We start from the raw sequence: 1201 nt of genomic DNA, 5'->3' as shown, positions 1-1201 counted from the left end.
ATCCGACTAAAATCAAAGATAAGAAACAACCCAAACCAGAATCATTGACAGAATAGCTGCGGAAAAAGTTGTTATTCACGGCTCAACCCTCGATTCATCAAAGCTGCAATTATCTTTAACCTAACACATTCCCAACACATTACCACGGTTAAATCTTCTTTTTTACTCACTGGTTCCTCGCTCTCTTCTGCCTTGGCTGTAGTTTTTAGCGAGATTATCCAGATTGACATCCTCACCAAATCTGCTGGGGAGTGGATCCTCCGATCGCTTCAACTTGTTATAATAGTCAGTCCCTATCCACCATATCTCTAAAAACCATGAGCGATCCTCGTCTATCTCTAGTGGCAGCTGCCCGAAGATTTTATCAACTGGGTTGGATGCTCGGCACAGCGGGTAATTTATCCGCTAAAGTTGATGATCATAGTTTTTGGATTACTGCCAGTGGCAAAAGTAAAGGTAAACTCACAGAACAGGATTTTGTGCGCGTGGATCTGACGGGAAAAGTCAGAGAATTAGCTCATCGGGATAATCGTCCTTCGGCCGAAACTAGCATTCATCAGGTGATTTATTGTCTCTTTCCCCAAGCGCAAGCTTGTTATCATGTCCACTCAGTGGAAGCGAATTTAGTTTCCCGTTTTGCTCGCGAGGACAAGTTATCGTTACCTCCCTTAGAAATGTTGAAAGGTTTAGGTATTTGGGTAGAAAATCCTCAAGTATTTATGCCGGTTTTTGCTAACTATCTCGATGTGCCGAAAATTGCCGCAGAAATAGAAAGTAGATTCTCAACTTTCCCCCCGGAAATTCCCGCTTTACTGATTTCTTACCATGGTGTGACGGTGTGGGGTGAGTCTCTAGAAACTACCGAGAATTATTTAGAGATAGTTGAGTATATTTTTCGTTATCTAGTGGCAGCCTATCAATTGACATACTCCCACCGTCAAGCTACGCTGTGACGGGGGATTCTTTCCACATCGCTGTTAGAAATTCCTTGTTCAACGAGACAGCTTAGATTCTCAATGTCTCCACTGAAAACCCAGAGACCGGACTCTCCCAAGGCGTTTGGGTCGGTTTCTGTTTGCCCAACAGTACCGTTGAGATGATTTCCCAAATATTGCAACCCTTTTTTAAGAATATTTATTGCTGCATTATGATCCCTATCCAAGACTGTTTTACAATTGGGGCATTGATGAGTTCTAGTGCT

At 42.9% G+C, this 1201-nt stretch carries 2 protein-coding genes; one reads left to right on the top strand and one right to left on the bottom strand.

Translation table 11 applies throughout. The features are described from left to right. Window positions 1-317 precede the first annotated feature (317 nt). Complete coding sequence (gene mtnB / locus PX481_RS01095; protein WP_052276878.1) at window positions 318-953, top strand: methylthioribulose 1-phosphate dehydratase; 636 nt, start codon at window positions 318-320, stop codon at window positions 951-953. Here mtnB and PX481_RS01090 read toward each other — a convergent pair. Then, window positions 938-1201: zinc ribbon domain-containing protein (locus PX481_RS01090; protein ID WP_288093218.1), on the bottom strand; the 264-nt coding region annotated here is incomplete at its 5' end. The genes mtnB and PX481_RS01090 overlap by 16 nt on opposite strands.

The sequence above is a fragment of the Microcystis sp. M53603_WE2 genome, assembly GCF_030065435.1.
Note: the sequence above shows the minus strand (reverse complement) of the source record. Positions and strands in the feature narration are given on the sequence as shown.

Bases quoted from the DNA above. Each gene is read 5' to 3' on its own strand.
- mtnB (WP_052276878.1), top strand. From the start codon at position 318: ATGAGCGATCCTCGTCTATCTCTAGTGGCAGCTGCCCGAAGATTTTAT.